This is a genomic window from Pseudomonas sp. AFG_SD02_1510_Pfu_092, from assembly GCF_003331055.1.
Taxonomy (GTDB): domain Bacteria; phylum Pseudomonadota; class Gammaproteobacteria; order Pseudomonadales; family Pseudomonadaceae; genus Aquipseudomonas.
Genome location: NZ_PUQD01000055.1, coordinates 19845 through 36263, shown reverse-complemented (window position 1 = coordinate 36263; position 16419 = coordinate 19845). Strand labels below are relative to the sequence as shown.

Here is a 16419-nt window from a genome sequence, read left to right as displayed (position 1 = left end):
GGGCCTGCTCGGCCCCGGGGGCCCCCGCCCCTGCGGCTGCCCCCCCCCCCCCCCCCCCTTCTTTCTCTTGGTGGGGGGTGTGTTCCCCCCGTTTTTTTGGCCGGCACATCCATACAAGGCGCCCCGCCTGCGCGCATGCTTCAATACAACGCCAACCCCTCTGTTCCGGAACCCGAGCCCTCATGAACCGCAACGACCTGCGCCGTGTCGACATGAACCTGCTGGTGCTGTTCGAAGCCCTGATGATCGAACGCAACCTGACCCGGGTCGGCGAAAAACTGTTCATCACCCAGCCCACCGTCAGCGCCGCCCTCGCCCGCCTGCGCGAGCTGTTCGACGACCCGTTGCTGATCCGTAACGGCCGAGCCATGGAGCCCACGCCGCGGGCCATGCAGATCTTCGCCGAGCTGGGGCCGGCCATGGATGTGATTTCCTCGGCCATCAGCCGTGCCCGCGAGTTCGACCCGGCCAACAGTTGCAACGTGTTCCGCCTGGGCCTGTCGGACGACGCCGAGTTCGGCCTGTTCCCGGCGCTGCTGCAGGCCCTGCGCGAAGAGGCGCCGGCGATCAGCGTGGTCGTGCGCCGGGCCAACTTCCTGCTGATGCCGGGGCTGCTGGCCAGCGGCGAAATCTCGGTCGGTGTGAGCTACACCACCGACCTGCCGGCCACCGCCAAGCGCCGCAAGCTGCGCGACATCGGCGTACGGGTGCTGCGTGCCGATGACCGCCCGGGCCCGCTGAGCCTCGACGAGTACTGCGCGCGGCCGCATGTGATGGTGTCGTTCTCCGGCGACATGAGCGGCAACATCGACCTCGACCTGGCGCGCATCGGCCGCTGCCGCAAGGTGGTGCTGGCGGTGCCGCAGTTCGGCAGCCTGCGTGCCCTGCTGCGCAACACCGAGCTGATCGCCACGGTGCCGGACTACGCCGCCTGTGCCCTGGCCGACGACGGCAGCCTGCGCGCCGACCCGGCACCGTTCGACATCACCGAGGCGGAACTGTCGATGGTCTGGAGCGGCGCCCAGGACAACGACCCGGCCGAGCGCTGGTTGCGCGAACGCATCCTGCAGTTCATGGCCACGCAGTGATTCAGCGGCAGTGATTCAGCAGCAGTGCTTCAGGGCAGCGCCGGGGCGGGCTACTGCTTGCCCCGCTGCATCCACGCCGCCCCCAGCCCGCTGAGGCAGATCACCGCAATGCCCACCAAACTGAGGGTATCCGGCACCTGGCGGTAGACCACCAGGCCAAGCAACCCGGCGAAGACGATCTGGCAATAGCTGAACGGCGCCAGCAATGCCGGTGCCGCATGGCGAAACGCCTGGGTCAGCAGCAGGTGCGCGGTCATGCCGAAGCCGCCCAGCGCCAGCATCAGCAGGGCATGATCCCAACGCGGCATTTCCCAGAACAACGGCACCAGCGCGCTCATCGCCAGGGTGTTGCACAACCCCGCATAGAAGTTGCTGGTGGTCGGGCTGTCATGCGCCGCCAGGATGCGCGTGAGCAACTGATAGAAGCAGAAGCCCAGCGCCGAACCGAACGGAAACAGAATGGCCGGGGTGAACATCGCGCCACCGGGGTGCACCACGATCAGCACGCCGATGAAACCCAGCACCACCGCCAGCCACTGCGCCACGCTCACCCGCTCCTTCAGCAGCGGCGCCGACAGCGCGGTGACCAGCACCGGGGCCAGGAAGTTGACCGCGGTCGCCTCGGCCAGCGGCAGGTATTGCAGACCACTGGTGAACAGCAGGCTGGTGCTCAGCAGGCTCAGGGCGCGTAGCGTCTGCAACAGCGGGCGGCGGGTACGCAGCACGTTGAGGCCGGCCTTCGGCAGGAAGATGCCGGCCATCAGCAAGGTGTGCACCACATACCGCGCCCACACCACCATGACCACCGGGTACAGGCCGCCGAGGAACTTGGACAGCGCATCGTGGCTGGCGAACAGGAACGTCGCCACCACCACCAGGGCGATGCCACGCAGGGGTTGGTTGACGCCGGACAGCGGTGTGCTGGAACTCATGACACTCTCGATGACGGCGCGGCTGGCTGCGGCGCCCGGGAAAGGCCGCGCAGGCATCGCCTGGCGGATGTTACAGCCGGGATTCTAGAAGAGATGCCGCAGCATAAGGAAGTTCCCCGGCCATTTGTCCAGGCCGAGAGCAATTTCCGTTCGCTGATCGACCACTTTTCAGCGCACCCGGGTCGCCTGCGTCGCCCGCTTCAGCAGCGATCGCCGCGCAACCAGTCGATGAAGCGCGCAAACAGCTCCGACTGCGAGTTGATTTCCAGCTTCAGGTACAGGTTCTTGCGGTGCATGCGCACGGTCTCTGGCGAGATGCCCAGCTCCAGCGCTGTGGACTTCACCGAATGCCCGCGCAGGATCATGTGCGCCACTTCGCGCTCACGCTCGGTCAGCAGCTTGCAGCCGAAGCTGTCGAACGCTGCCTGCAGGTTGCCGCGCTCAGTGGCAGCAGGGCCAGGCTCCAGACGATGCCGGGCGTAGCGCCCCAGCACTTCGCGCACCATCGGCTCCAGCGCCCGCAACAGGTCGACCTGCGCGGCGCTCAGGCGCGTGCCGCTGCAGCCCTGGAACAGGCTCAGCGACAGCTTGCGGCCGGCGCTGAGGTCGACGATGTAGTAGCTGTCTTCACTGCAACCAGTGCCCAGGTAGTAGGCCTTGTAGTAGTCGCTGTCGAAGAAATTGTCCGGGGCAATCTCCTGCAGGTGGTAGAAGCCCTCGGCCAGGCCGCTTTGCACGGCCAGGCAGAACGGGTCGAGCAGGTAACCGGCGCTGAAGTAGCGCTCCAGTACCGCAGCGCGGTGCAGCGCCGGAATGCCTTGCTGGTAGAGCAACTGCGGCGCCCGCCCCTGGCACTCGAGGCTGATCATCATCGATTCCACGTGCACCAGCTGGCCGATGGCGCTGGCCAGGTAGCCCAGCGCTTCAGAGGTCTCGCTGTGCGCCAGCGCGCGCTGCAGCGCCGCGTGCCATTGCTGCAGCGCGCCCAGGGTGAGGGTCAGCGGGGTGTCGGGAGAGGCCTGGGTCATGCCCGGCAGTCTAGCCTGCCAGGCACGCCCGCGCACAGCCCCTGGCGCCAGGTTCATCGGCCCTGGTAGAGGCCGAGCGCGGTCAGCTCGCGCGCGGTTTCGATGATGCACTGGCGCAGGGTTTCGACCACCTCGTCCACCTGTGCATGGGTGATGATCAACGGCGGCGACATCACGTTCAGGTGCATGATCGGCCGCACCAGCAGCCCGCGCGCCTGGGCCTTGCCGTGGATGCGCTCGCCGATGTTCACCTCGTCGGCAAACAGCGCCTTGCTGGCCTTGTCGGCGACGAACTCGACGCAGGCCATCAGCTTCATGCAGCGCACATCACCCACCAGCGGCAACTCGCGCAGGCTCTGCAGGCGCTGCTCCAGGTAGCCCCCCACATCCTTGACGTGGTCGAGCAAACGCTCGCGCTCGATGATCTCGATGTTCTTCAGCGCCGCCGTGCAGCACACCGGGTGGCCGCTGTAGGTGAAGCCATGGGTGAAGCAGCGCCCCTTGCCCGGCTCGGCGATCACCTGCCAGATGCGCGCAGAGAAGATGCACGCGCCCAGGGGCAGGTAAGCCGAGGTCAGGCCCTTGGCGGTGGTGATGATGTCCGGGGTGACGCCAAACAGCTCCTCGCTGGCGAAGAAGGTGCCCAGGCGGCCGAACGAAGTCACTACTTCGTCGGCAACGAACAGGATGTCGTAGGTCTGGCACAGCTGCCACATGCGCTGGAAGTAGCCCTCGGGCGGAATGATCACGCCGCCCGAACCCATGATCGGCTCGGCAAAGAACGCCGCCACGTTGTCGGCCCCCAGCGAGAGGATCTTGTCCTCGAACTCGGCCACCAGGAAGTCGAGGAACTCGGCCTCGTCCATGTCGTCCGGGGCGCGGTACGGGTTGGGGTTGGACAGGTGGTGGATCAGCTCATGGGCATAGTCGAACTCCGCCACCCGGTCGGCGGCCTTGTTGCCGAGCGACATAGTCAGCGTGGTAGAGCCGTGGTAGGCGTTGCAGCGGGCGATGATGTGCTTCTTGTGCGGCTTGCCGCGGCAGTTCTGGTAGTACTGGATCAGCCGGTAGGCCGTGTCCACCGCCGTCGAGCCGCCGGTGGTGAGGAACACATGGTCAAGGTCGCCAGGCGCTAGTTGGGCGAGCTTCTGGCACAACTGGATGGCCACATCGTTGGCCATGTCGGAAAACGGGTTGGAATAGGCCAGCTGGCGTACCTGGTCGGCGATGGCGAGGGCCATTTCCTCGCGGCCCAGGCCGATGTTGGTGCACCACATGCCGCCGACGGCATCGAGGAAGCGGTTGCCGTGGCTGTCGCGGATATAGGCGCCCTCGCCGGCAACGATGTTCAGCGCACCGTGCACGCGGTGCTCGTCGAACACGTGGTAGCCGTGCAGGTAGTGGGCCTTGTCGGCTTCCACCAGCGGGTCGTGGGTGATGGCGAATGCGGTGCTTGGGGTGGCCATGGGCAGCTCCTTGGCGGGAATCGTTGGGCGGTGTTCAAAGGCCGGTCTTTACCGTGCTCCAGACCCGGGTGATGGCGCGCATGGCCTTCGGGCCCTGGGTTTTCTGCGCGAACAGGCGTTCACGGGTAGACGCGTCGGGGTAGATGGCCGGGTCCTGGCGGATCTCGGCGCGCACCAGCGCGGTGGCGGCGGCGTTGCTGTTGGCGTAGTGGATGTAGTCGGTGACCTTGGCCATGGTCTGCGGCTGCAGCAGGAACTCGATGAAGCGGTGGGCGTTGGCTGCGTGCGGCGCATCCTTGGGGATGTACAGGTTGTCGAACCAGATCAGCGAGCCTTCCCTGGGGATGAAGAAGGCCAGCTTGATGGCCTTTTTCGCTTCCACCGCGCGGGCCTGGGCGGTGGCGTAGTCACCGGACCAGGTCAGTGCCAGGCAGACATCACCGTTGGGCAGGCTGGTGAGGTAGTTGACCGAGTCGAACTTGCGAATGTATGGGCGGATGCCCAGCAGCAGCTGCTCGGCCGCCTCGAGGTCGGCCGGCGCGGCGCTGCGCGGGTCCTTGCCAAGGTACTGCAGGGCCAGCGGAATGACTTCGGTGGGTGCATCCATCAGGGTGACGCCGCAGTCGGCGAAGCGCGAGACGATATTCGGGTCGAACAGCATGGCCAGCGAACCGATCGGCGCATCGGGCATGCGTGCGCGGATCTGCTCGACGTTGTAGGTCACCCCCGAGCTGCCCCAGGTGTAGGGCGCCGAGTACTTAAGGCCCGGGTCGTAGCCTTGCAGGTCGCTCACCACCTGCGGGTCGAGGTTGTGCCAGCTGGGCAGTCGCTGCTTGTCCAGGGCCTGGAACACTCCGGCACTGATCAGCGGCGGCGCCAAGGATGCGTTGAGCATGACCAGGTCGTAGCCGGAACGGCCGGTGAGCAGTTTGGTCTGCACCGTTTCGTAGCCGTCGAAGGTGTCGTAGATGACCTTGATGCCGGTGGCCTTCTCGAAGTCGGCCAGGGTGGTTTCGCCGATGTAGTCGGTCCAGTTGTACAACCGCAACGTGTTACCGCTGTCCACCTCTGCCGCCTGGGCCAGGCCAGTGCCAGACACCAGCAGCAGACCCGCCATCACCTTCAGTACCTTGCGCATGGCAACTCCATCGTGTGAATGCTCAGGATCGAGCCGATGGCTGCACTATCGGGGGATTTGCCGCAGGGGGACATACCCCGAATGTGTGGGTGGTCGTTTTTTGGCAGATGGATTTTGCATCACGGCCACAGGCCCTATCGCCGGCAAGCCGGCTCCCACAGGTAGAGTGTGAACTCGCAGCCAGTGCAGTACCTTTGGGAGCGGGCAAGCCCGCGAAGCAGGCAGCGCGGTGGATGGCACCGGCTGCGCCGGTGTTCGCGGCCACGGCCGCTCCCACAGGGACTGCAGCGCGGTCGGGGCAGGCAATCACGCCAGCGGGTACAACGCCTCGTCGAACTGCTCAAGGCGCGGGAACACTAACGGCTGATCATCCGCCAGTTGTTCCAGCCGCTGCCGATACTGCTGCAAAAAGCCCTGCCGCGCCTCGTCACTGATGTATGGCACATGCCAGGCCACGAACGGAGGCAGCACCTCGAAGCCGACATAGGCCAAGGTACCGCGCAGGATCGGCCGCAGCATGTCCTCCAGCGGCCCATGAATCGCCCCCTCACCGAACATGTGCTCGCGCCCGCCCAGGGTCACGGTCACCAATGCCCGCTTGCCGGCCAGGCCGCCCTGGTCGTAGAAACGCTTGCCGCCGTAGCACACCCCCGACACCAGCACCCGGTCGATCCAGCCCTTGAGCATGGCCGGCGCCGAGAACCAGTAGATCGGGAAGTTCAGCACCAGCAAATCCGCCCACAGCAGCTTGTCCAGCTCCTGCTGGATATCCGCGGCAATGGCGCCGCGCTTGACCCCCTGGCGCTGCTCCAGGGCATACACCAGGTAGTCGGGGTTCTCGCGCCGGGTGAAGTCATCGGCACTGGCCACCGGGTTCCAGCCCATGGCGTACAGGTCGCTGACCTGCACCTGGTGGCCCTGGCCGCGAAAAGTCTCCACGGCCTGGTCACGCAGGGCGGCCGTGAACGATTGCGGCTCGGGGTGAGCGTGGACGATAAGTACATTCACAAACATTCTCCTCTCACAAGTCAGGTTGCCTTGCCGCCTGGGCTCAGCACTGTACCGCCTTGACCTCGACGAACTCCGCCAGGCCTTCCTCGCCCCATTCGCGCCCGTTGCCCGACTGCTTGTAGCCACCGAACGGGGCCTGGTAGTTGAAGCCGCCACCGTTGATGAAGCACTGCCCGGCGCGGATCTGCCGCGCCAGGGCCAGGCCGTGCGCGCGGCTGCCCGCCCACACCGCGCTGGACAGGCCGAACGGTGAATCGTTGGCCAGGGCCAGCGCCTCGGCCTCGTCGGCGTAGGGGATCAGGCACAGCACCGGGCCGAAGATTTCCTCCTGGGCGATGCGCATGCGGTTGTCGACATCGGCGAACACCGTCGGCGCCACGTAGAAGCCGCGCGCGAAGCCGGCGGGGGTATCACCACCGCAGAGCAGACGCGCGCCCTCTTCCTGCCCCAGGCGAATGTAGTCGAGCACGGTGCGCCGCTGGCCGGCCGAACACATCGGCCCGAGGAAACTGGCCGGGTCACGCGGGTCACCCATGACCAGCGCACGGGTCTCGGCCTCGGCCATTTCCAGCGCCTCGACGTAGCGGCTGGCCGGCAGCAGCATGCGCGTCAGCGCCGTGCAGGTCTGCCCCGAGTTGATCATCACGTCCTGCACGCCATGGCGCACCGCCGCCTGCAGGTCGGCATCGGCGGTGATCAGCAGCGGCGACTTGCCGCCCAGCTCCAGGCACACCCGCTTCACCGTCGGCGCCGCTGCCTGGGCCACGCGCACCCCGGCGCCGGTGGAGCCGGTGAACGACACCATGTCCACCTGTGGGTGCCGGGCCAGGGCCTCGCCGACCTTGGCCCCCGGGCCGCTGACCAGGTTGAACACCCCGGCCGGCAGGCCGATGGCCGCGATCATCTCGGCCAGCAAAAACGCGTGCAGTGGTGTTTCCTGGCTGGGCTTGACCACCACCGTGCAACCGGCGGCCAGCGCCGGTGCCAGCTTGCCGAGCAACTGGTGCAGCGGGTAGTTCCACGGGTTGATGAAGGCGCACACACCAACCGCTTCGCGGTACACCAGCGAGTTGCCGACTTCGCGCACCTCATCCATCAGCCCGGCCAGTGCGGCGTACTGCTGCAGCCCGGCAATCGGCCCCTCGACCTGGACCGCCTGGCACCACTGCACCGGCATGCCCAGCTCGGCGGTGATGACCGAGGCCATTTCCGCCGCGCGGCGTTGCAGCTTCGCGACCAGCGCCGTGATGTAGCCGGCACGCACGCTGGAGGGCGTGCGCGACCAGCCCTCGAAGGCCCGTCGCGCGGCCAGCACCGCCCGCTCGACATCGGCCTCGTCGCCCAACGGCACGCGGCCGATGGCCTGTTCGCTGGCCGGGTCGATCACCTCGGCCATGCCCTGCCCGCTCGGTACCTGCCAGGCACCGTCGATGTACAGCCGCGCATACTCACGCATGGGCCAGCCCCTGCATGAGGCTGGCGGCGCAGCGGGTGATACGCCGGCAGGCGTCGGCCAAACCTTCGTTACCCAGCACCAAGCCCAGGCGGATATGCCCGGCAGCGCTGGGGCCGAAGGCCTCGCCGGCGAGCACCGACACGCCTTCGCTGTCGAGCAGGCGGTCGGCGAAGGCCTGGGCACTGAGCCCGGTCGCGCGGATATCGACCATCACGAACATGCCGCCGTCGGGCTTGAGCACCTTGATGCCCGGGCAGTCGGCCAGTTGCTCGCACACCAGATCGCGGCGCTGGCGGTAGGCTTCGCGCATGGCATCCAGCTCCGGCAATTGCTGCTCCAGCGCCACCACGGCGGCGTCCTGGATGAAGTCCGGCGAGCCATACAGCATGCACAGGGCGAGGTTTTCCAGGTGACCGGCCAGCTCGCGCGAACCGATCACCCAGCCCACCCGCCAGCCGGTCATGGCATGCGACTTCGACAGGCTGTTGAGGGTGGCGGTGCGCTCGGCCATGCCCGGCAGGCTGGCCGGGCTGACATGCTCGCCGTCGTACAGCAGCTCGCTGTACACCTCGTCAGAGATCAGCCACAGGTCGTGAGCAATGCACAGTTCGGCCAGCGCAGACCAGGTGGCGCGCGCCAGGCTCGCCCCCGAGGGGTTGTGCGGGCTGTTCAGGGCCAGGGCGCGGGTGCGCGGGGTGATCCGCGCCGCCACGTCCGACGGGCACACGCGAAAGCCGTTCTCAGGCTTTACCGGCACCGGTATCACCGTGGCACCACAGGCACCGAACACCGCCTCGTAGGTCACGTACATGGGCTCGGCGACAATCACCTCGTCACCCGGGTCGAGCACGCACTGGGCGACGCAGTACAGCGCGCACTGGGCCCCGGCCAGCACCGTCACCTGGTCAGCGCTGACCGCCTGGCCGCTGCGCTGGCGGTGGCGGTTGGCGATGGCCTGGCGCAGCGCCAACTTGCCGCGCACATCGGCGTAATGGGTGTGGCCGGCACGCAGGCTGCCGATGGCCGCCTCGACGATTGGCGCGGGGGTGTCGAAGTCCGGGTCCCCCACCGACAGCAGCAGGATGTCCTTGCCCTCGGCCTGCAGCGCCAGGGCGCGGTAGTGGATGTCCCAGGCCGCTGCCCCGTCGCCGGCAATGCGTTGAGTGAGCTTGGCGTAGCGCATGGCAATCTCCCTTCAGTGGCGGTCTCAGTCGACGAGAATCTTCGGGTTGGAACTGCCCCATACGGTGTACAGGTCGGCGAGCAACGCACCGTTGATTTCCTCGATCTCGGCCTGGGTGATTTCGCCGCCGGCCTGCTTGCCGAACAGCACCACCTCGTTGCCGCCCTTCACATCGGGGAAGTCGGTGACATCGACCATCAAGGTGTTCATCGACACCTTGCCCACCACCGGCACACGGTGGCCGTTGATCAGCACATGGCCCTTGTTGGTGAACACCCGGCGGTAGCCATCGGAATAGCCGACGGTGATGTTGGCCAGGCGCGAATCGCGCGTCAGGGTGAAGGTGCGGTCGTAGCCGACGGTGTTGCCGGCCGGGTAGCTGTGCACCGCCGCCACGTGCGACTTGAACTGCATGACCCGTTGGTATTCGGTGTGCGTCGGCACGGTGTCGCCGAACAGCGCGCCGCCGGTGCGCACCATGTCCAGGCGCGCTTCCGGCACCTCCAGGGTGGCGAAAGAGTTGGCGGCATGCAGGGTGAGCTTGCTGCGATCGAGTTTGGCGTGCTTGATCAGCCACTCGGTCTGCTCGTTGAACGCAGCCAGGCCTTTGCGCACATCGTCCTTGTCCTCGACGGCGAAGTGGGTCATCAGCGCGACCAGCTGGAGGTGCTTCTGGTCGGTGATCTGCAGCGCTTCGCCACGGCCGGACCAGGTGGTCATTTCCACCCCGTTGCGGCTCATGCCACTGGAGTTGAGCGCCATGTGGATGCGCACGGTCTTGCCGTGGCGCGCGGCGATGGCGTCCAGCTGGCGGGCGAACTCGGCGCTGCCCACCAGCTCTTCCATGTCGTACTGCAAGGCATCTTCGACTTCGCCAAGGCTGGCCAGGCGCACTCGCACCAGCTGCCCGTCGAAGCCGCTGGCGCGGACCACGCGCGCCTCCTCGTTGCTGGCCACCGCCACGCAGGGCACGCCCTGGGCGATGATCGACGGCATCACCAGGCCGATACCGTGGCCATAGGCGTCGGCCTTGAGTACGGCGCACAGCTTGGACTTGCTGCCCAGTTCGGCCTGCAAGGTTTTGATGTTGTGTTGCAGCGCGCCGGCACTGATTTCGACCCAGGCGTTGCTGTTCTGCACGGTCAGGGCGCTGCTGCCGTTGTCCATCGACAGCGGCGGTGCGGCGTACAGCGGGGCTTGGCCAGTGATCAGCAGGGCCAGGGATGCAGCCAGGAGGGTACGGCGAAATTGCATGGTGGTTTCTCTTGTTGTTCGTGATGTCTGCGGCTTAGCAGACGCAGGTGTGTTTGAGTTCGATGAAGGTCACGCCAGGGGTGGCGAAACCGCTGGCCAGATCCGTTTGCAGCGCGTCCAGGTCTCGCGGCTGACGCACCGCGCAACCGAAGGCACGGGCCAGGCCGATGAAGTCCGGGTTGCGCGGCAGCACGCCGACCGGTTCGATATCCAGGCCAAGCATATCGTCGCGGATCTGGCCGAGGGCGTCATTGTTCCACAGCAACACCACCAGCGGCCGATCCAGTTCTTCGACTGCCGTGGCCAGCTCCTGGGCGGTATAGAGGAAACCGCCGTCGCCCACCAGGACCAGGCCCGGGCGCTGGGCGCTGGCGAACATGCCACCGATGCCGGCCGGCAGGCCGTAACCGAGGGTGCCGTAGCCGGTGGGGTGCAGCCAGCTGCGCGGCGCACGGCTGGCGAAGGCGTAGTTGCCGGTGTAGGCCAGCTGGGTCATGTCGCTGCTGATGAAAGCATCGTCGGGCAGCACGGCGGCAATGCGGTCGAGGATTGCCTGATGCACGGCCTGCAATGGCGCATGCCCGCTGCGAATGGCCTGGCGCAGGTTGGCCACGGCTGCACTGGCCTGGGCCGGGTCACGGTCCAGCGCCGGCAGGTGCTCGAGCAGGCCGCTCAGGGTTTGCCCGGCATCGCCGTGCAGGGCCACCGCACAGGGGTAGAAATCGTTGAACTTGCGCGGGTCGATGTCCACCCGCAGCAGCTCGCCATTGAGCGGCAAGCGTTCGCGCCAGTAGTCGGTGTCGGCCATTTCGCTACCCACGGCCAGGACCACGTCGGCCTGGCTGATCAGCTGCCAGCCGGGCTCGACGCACAAGCTGGCGCCGGCATTCAAGGGGGCGTCCACGGGCAGCAGGCCTTTGCCGGCCACGCTGGTGAACACCGGGGCGGCCAATCGGCTGCTCAGTTGCTGCAGTTGTTCAGCCGCGTGCAAGGCGCCACCACCGGCAATGATCATCGGCCGCTTGGCGCCAGCCAGCTTGCACGCGGCCTGTTCGAGGCTGTCGCGGCACGGCCGGCCACGCCCGGGGCGGCGTACCACCTCGGCGCTCCAGTCCCGGCTGACCGGCGCGGCGAGCACGTCTAGCGGCACCGAAATGTGCACCGGGCGCGGCCGTTCGCTGTCGAACACCGCCCAGGCCCGGGCGATCAGCTCGGGCAGGTCGTCGCCGCGCAGGGCCACGGCGGAGAACGCGGTAATCGGCGCGGTCATGGCGCGCTGGTCCTGGGTCTCGTGCAGGCAGCCCCAGCCCTTGCCGAGGCTGGCCGTGTGGTTGACGCTGGAAATCACCAGCATCGGGATGGAGTCGGCGTAGGCCTGGCCGATGGCGGTGGCGGCATTGGTCACGCCCGGGCCGGTGATGACGAAGCACACCCCCGGTTTGCCGCTGATGCGCGCATAGCCGTCGGCCATGAAACCGGCGCCCTGCTCGTGGCGGGTCAGCACATGGCGGATGCCGCTGCCCGGCAGGCCACGGTACAGCTCCAGGGTGTGCACGCCGGGGATGCCGAACACCGTATCGACGCCGTAGTTGGCCAGCAGGCGCACCAGCGCCTGGCCGGCGGTCTGGGTGGGCTTATTCATGTCGTTCTCCTTGCGCCTGGCCGAGGCGGATCAGCGCATCGACCGCAATGGTGCCGTGGGCACCGACCATCAATGGGTTCACGTCCAGCTCCAGCAACTGCCCGGCATTTTCACAGGCGTAGTCGGCCACCGCGCGAATCGCCGCGACCAGTGCCTCGAGGTCGGCGGCCGGGCGGCCCCGGAAGCCTTGCAGCAAGCTGGCGCTGCGCAGGCTCAGCAGTGCCGCGCGGATGGCGCTGTCGGTGGTCGGCAGCAACAGGCTGACGCTGTCCTTGAGCAACTCGACCAGTACGCCACCGGCACCGATCACCAGGGCCAGGGCGAAGTCCTGCTCACGCTTGATGCCGACGATCAGCTCGGCCAGTGGCGCTTGGGCCATCGGTTCGAGCAGCACCTGGTCGAACGTCACCTGCGGCGCACTGGCAGCGATACGCTGGCGCATCTGCAGCAGTGCGGCTTCAAGGGCGGCGGCATCGCGCAGGTTCAGCGCCACCGCGCCGGCCTCGGTCTTGTGCGGCAGCTGCGCGCTGACCGCCTTGAGCACCAGCGGGTAACCGACGCGCGCGGCGTCTGCCACGGCGCGCTCGGGGGTGCTCAGTATGCCGGCCGGTACCGGCAGGCCGAAGGCGCGCAGGGCTTGCTTGGATTGCCATTCGTCCAGCACCCGGCTGTGCCCTGCCAGGGCCGGCGGGCACAGCGGCACTTGCAGGGCCTCGCCCTGCTCCAGCAAGCGCTGGCGGTTGCGCTGGTAGGCGACGATGCGGCCCCACGCGGCCAGGCCATCCTCGACCCCCTGCAAGGCGGCGATGCCACGCGCGTGCAAGCGCTCGCGGGCGCAGGCGGGCAACAGCTCCGGGAAGGCCGAGGTGACGAAGCCGACCTTGCCGTGGCGCTCCAGCGCATCGCAGTACAGCGCCAGCAGCAGGTCGCATTCCGCGCGCTCGCCGGTGAACGCCGCCGGGTAATCCAGCACCAGCATGGCGGTATCGGCGGCGCCGCTCAGGGTGCTGTCGAGCATGCGCTGCAAGGCGGCGGCATCGCCCCAGATGGCAGTGGTGAAATCCAGCGGGTTGACCAGGTTGGCATAGGCCGGCAGCACCTCGGCCAGCTGCGCCACCTGCGCTTGCGCCAGCTTGGGCAGGCTCAGCTGGTTGCGCTCGGCATAGTCGGCGATCAGGCCGGCGTCGCCACCGGAACAGGCCAGGGCGACCAGCTCGCCATTGCCCGGCAAGCGCCCACAGGCGGCGGCCTTGAGGGTTTCGACGAAGCTCACCGGGCCGCTCACGCGGATCACCCCCAGGCGCCGGAACAGGCTGTCGTACAGGGCATCGGAGCCGGACAACGAGCTGGTGTGGCTGAGCGCCAGTTCGGCACCGATCTGCGACACGCCGGTCTTCAAGGCAATGATCGGCGTGCCCTGCTGCAGCGCCTTGGCGGCGGCGCGGGCGAAGCCCGGCACGTTCTTCAGGCCTTCCAGGTGCAGACCGATGGCGGTCACCCGTGGGTCGTCGAGCAGCACATCCATCAGTTCGGCGACGCCCAGTTGCGCCTGGTTGCCGACCGAAGCCATATAGGCCACCGGCAGCGAGCGGTCGCTCATCGACAGGTTGTAGGCGAAGTTGCCGCTCTGGGTGAGGATCGCCACGCCCTTCTCCACCTGCCGGCCACCATGCGCCACCGGCCACAGGGCAGCGCCGTGCAGATAGTCGAGCAGGCCATAGCAGTTGGGGCCGAGCAAGGCCATGTCGCCGGCGGCGGCGAGCAGGCGCTGCTGCAGCTGGCGGCCTTCCTCGCCGCTTTCGGCAAAGCCCGAGGCATAGCAGATGGCGCCACCGGCGCCGCGTGCGGCCAGCTCGGCAACGCACTGCAAGGTCAGCTCACGGTTGGTGGCGATAAACACCGCGTCCGGGGCATACGGCAGGTCAGCCACCCGCGCCACACAGGGGATGCCTTCCAGGCTGGCGTGCTGCGGGTTGACCAGCCACAGCTCACCGCCAAAGCCACCTTCGGCGCAGCGCTTGAGCGCACGGGCCATGCTGCGCCCGCCGACGAAGGCCAGGTGCCGGGGTGCCAGCAGGCGCTTGAGGTTGTCACGAATCGAATGCGACATGGGGGTTCTCCTGGCGCTCAGCGCAGCAGCGGGCGCAGCAGTTCGCGGGCGATGATGTGTCGCTGGATTTCCGAGGTGCCCTCCCAGATGCGCTCGATCCGCGCGTTGCGCCAGATGCGCTCGACCGGCCCTTCGTCCATCAGGCCCATGCCGCCGAAGATCTGCACGGCTTCGTCGGCGACCTTGCCCAGCATCTCGCTGGCGAACAGCTTGGCCATGCCGGCTTCGCCGTCGGTCATGCTGCCCTGGTCCATCTTCCAGGCGGTGTGCAGGGTGAGCATTTCTGCCGCGCGAATCTGCGTCGCCATGTCGGCCAGCTTGAACGACACGCCCTGGTAGCTGCCGATGGCCTGGCCAAACTGCTTGCGGTCGGCGGCCCATTGCAGCGACAGGTCGAGGGCACGCTGGGCCTGGCCGACGCAGTTGGCGGCGACCATCACCCGGCCGGCGGTCAGCCAGGCGTTGGCCACTTCCCAACCCTTGCCGACTTCGCCCAGCACCTTGCTGGCCGGTACCCGGCAATCGTCGAAGAACAGCTCGTAGGTGTGGTAACCACGGTTGCTCACGCACTTGGGGCCACGGCGGATGGTCATGCCCGGGGTGCCGCGGTCGACCAGCAAGGCGGTGACGGCATTGCGCTTGCGCCCGTTGTGTTCGTAGGTATCGGTGACGGCGAAGACGATGGCGAAGTCGGCGTGGCCGGCGTGGCTGATGAAGTGCTTGCTGCCGTTGATGACGAAGTCATCGCCCTGGCGCACCGCGCGGGTCTTGATGGCGTTGGCATCGGAGCCGGCGCCCGGCTCGGTGAGGGCGAAGCAGTCGATCTTCTCGCCCTGCACGCAGGGCAACAGGTAGTCGTCGATCTGCTCGTCCTTGCAGGCCATGAGGATTTTCGACGGCCGCGCGACGAACACGTGCAAGGCCCAGGAGACCTTGGACAGCTCGCGTTCGATCAGCGCCTGGGACAGGTAGTCCAGGCCACCGCCGCCGACTTCCTCGGGCATGTTGAAGGCGTAGAACCCGGCGGCGATGGCCTTGCCGCGAATCTGCGCGGCCAGCTCCGGCGACACGGCATCGGCACGGTCCACCGCTTCCTCGTGGGGCAGCAGCTCCTTGGCAACGAAGCTGCGTACCGCTTCCACCAACATTTCTTGTTCTTGGGTCAGTTGGAAATTCATCTGCGAAGGTCCTGGAAAGGGTCGGTTTCGGGTTACTGGCCGGTGAAACGGGGGGCGCGGCGTTCCACCGAGGCTTGCAACGCCTCGGCACCGTCCTCGCTGCGGCCGCACAGCAAGCCGGCCTGGCGCTCGGCCTCCAGCTGCTCGGCGAGGCTGCGCCGGGCGCCGTCGCGGATCAGCCGCTTGGTTTGCGCGTAGGCGAAGGTCGGGCCATTGGCCAGGCGCCCGGCCAGTTCGGCGGCCACCGCGGGCAGCTGCTCGTCGGCGCAGACTTCGCTGACCAGGCCCGCTGCCAGAGCGCGTTCGGCGCCCCACAACTCGTCGAGGAACAGCAGGCGCTTGGCCTGCTCGCTGCCGATCAGCCGTGGCAGGTGCCAGCTGGCCCCGGCATCGGGGCTGTAGCCCATGCTGGTGTAGCCGGCCTTGAAGCGTGCCGAGGCTGCGGCGATGCGCAGGTCGCAGCACAGGCTGAGGTCCATGCCACCGCCCACGGCGGTGCCGTTGATGGCGGCGATGGTCGGCTTGTCGAGGCTGTGCAGGCGCAACATCAGGGCGTGGGCGGTTTCGGTCCAGCCGTAGCTTTCCAGGGTGCCCTGGGCTTCGGCCGCAGCCCATTCGGCCAGGTCGGCGCCGGCGCAGAAGCTGCGGCCGCTGCCGGTCAACACCACCACGCGCACGGCCGGGTCGCTGTTGCAGGTTTCCAGCAGGGCGTGCAGTTGCCTGAGGGTAGGGATGTCCAGTGCGTTGCGCTGCTCGGGGCGGTTGAGGGTGATCCAGGCAACGCCGGCTTCGACCTTGCTCAACAGTGACGACGACGGGGTGGTCATGGGGGGCCTCGGTATTGTTGTGGTGGTTTTGGAGGGCTTGATGAGGGAGATACTAAACGAGTGTTCAACAAGGCGGCAATTGGGGCCCGGCTGGGCTGTAACAGAC

Annotated in this window: 13 protein-coding genes; 1 reads left to right on the top strand and 12 read right to left on the bottom strand. The window is 67.4% G+C overall.

What is annotated here, in order from left to right:
- The first annotated feature begins 182 nt into the window (after positions 1 to 182).
- The gene (locus C6A77_RS20210) at positions 183 to 1088 is read left to right on the top strand and encodes a LysR family transcriptional regulator (protein ID WP_114171065.1); all 906 of its coding nucleotides are present in this window, start codon (positions 183 to 185) and stop codon (positions 1086 to 1088) included.
- 50 nt (positions 1089 to 1138) lie between these two features.
- On the opposite strand, the gene C6A77_RS20205 is transcribed toward C6A77_RS20210, so the two are convergent.
- From C6A77_RS20205 to C6A77_RS20150, 12 genes are all read right to left on the bottom strand, one after another.
- Complete coding sequence (locus C6A77_RS20205; protein WP_114171064.1) at positions 1139 to 2020, bottom strand: DMT family transporter; 882 nt, start codon at positions 2018 to 2020, stop codon at positions 1139 to 1141.
- A gap of 200 nt (positions 2021 to 2220) precedes the next feature.
- Positions 2221 to 3105, bottom strand: a complete 885-nt coding sequence (locus C6A77_RS20200; RefSeq protein ID WP_114171063.1) for a helix-turn-helix transcriptional regulator — start codon at positions 3103 to 3105, stop codon at positions 2221 to 2223.
- On the bottom strand, positions 3102 to 4514 hold the full coding sequence (locus C6A77_RS20195; protein WP_114171062.1) for an aminotransferase: 1413 nt from the start codon (positions 4512 to 4514) through the stop codon (positions 3102 to 3104). The genes C6A77_RS20200 and C6A77_RS20195 overlap by 4 nt, the downstream gene beginning before the upstream one ends.
- Before the next feature lie 34 nt (positions 4515 to 4548).
- The gene (locus C6A77_RS20190; RefSeq protein WP_114171061.1) at positions 4549 to 5652 is read right to left on the bottom strand and encodes a polyamine ABC transporter substrate-binding protein; all 1104 of its coding nucleotides are present in this window, start codon (positions 5650 to 5652) and stop codon (positions 4549 to 4551) included.
- A 306-nt stretch (positions 5653 to 5958) separates the two neighbouring features.
- Positions 5959 to 6660 carry an NAD(P)H-dependent oxidoreductase gene (locus C6A77_RS20185; RefSeq protein WP_114171066.1) on the bottom strand — a complete coding sequence of 234 codons (702 nt, stop codon included), beginning with the start codon at positions 6658 to 6660 and terminating at the stop codon, positions 5959 to 5961.
- A gap of 43 nt (positions 6661 to 6703) precedes the next feature.
- Entirely contained in the window at positions 6704 to 8119 is a 1416-nt protein-coding gene (locus C6A77_RS20180; protein WP_114171060.1) for an aldehyde dehydrogenase family protein, read from the bottom strand.
- Positions 8112 to 9302 (bottom strand): pyridoxal phosphate-dependent aminotransferase, encoded by a 1191-nt coding sequence (locus C6A77_RS20175; RefSeq protein ID WP_114171059.1) that lies wholly within the window; start codon positions 9300 to 9302, stop codon positions 8112 to 8114. Before C6A77_RS20175 ends, C6A77_RS20180 begins: the two co-directional genes overlap by 8 nt.
- A 24-nt stretch (positions 9303 to 9326) precedes the next feature.
- Positions 9327 to 10556 carry an alanine racemase gene (gene alr, locus C6A77_RS20170; protein WP_114171058.1) on the bottom strand — a complete coding sequence of 410 codons (1230 nt, stop codon included), beginning with the start codon at positions 10554 to 10556 and terminating at the stop codon, positions 9327 to 9329.
- A 34-nt stretch (positions 10557 to 10590) separates the two neighbouring features.
- On the bottom strand, positions 10591 to 12198 hold the full coding sequence (locus tag C6A77_RS20165) for a 5-guanidino-2-oxopentanoate decarboxylase (RefSeq protein WP_114171057.1): 1608 nt from the start codon (positions 12196 to 12198) through the stop codon (positions 10591 to 10593).
- Positions 12191 to 14308, bottom strand: a complete 2118-nt coding sequence (locus C6A77_RS20160; protein WP_114171056.1) for an acetate--CoA ligase family protein — start codon at positions 14306 to 14308, stop codon at positions 12191 to 12193. The genes C6A77_RS20165 and C6A77_RS20160 overlap by 8 nt, the downstream gene beginning before the upstream one ends.
- Before the next feature lie 17 nt (positions 14309 to 14325).
- Positions 14326 to 15486 (bottom strand): acyl-CoA dehydrogenase family protein, encoded by a 1161-nt coding sequence (locus C6A77_RS20155; RefSeq protein ID WP_114171055.1) that lies wholly within the window; start codon positions 15484 to 15486, stop codon positions 14326 to 14328.
- Positions 15487 to 15518: 32 nt separating this feature from the next.
- The gene (locus C6A77_RS20150; RefSeq protein WP_114171054.1) at positions 15519 to 16313 is read right to left on the bottom strand and encodes an enoyl-CoA hydratase-related protein; all 795 of its coding nucleotides are present in this window, start codon (positions 16311 to 16313) and stop codon (positions 15519 to 15521) included.
- Positions 16314 to 16419 lie beyond the last annotated feature (106 nt).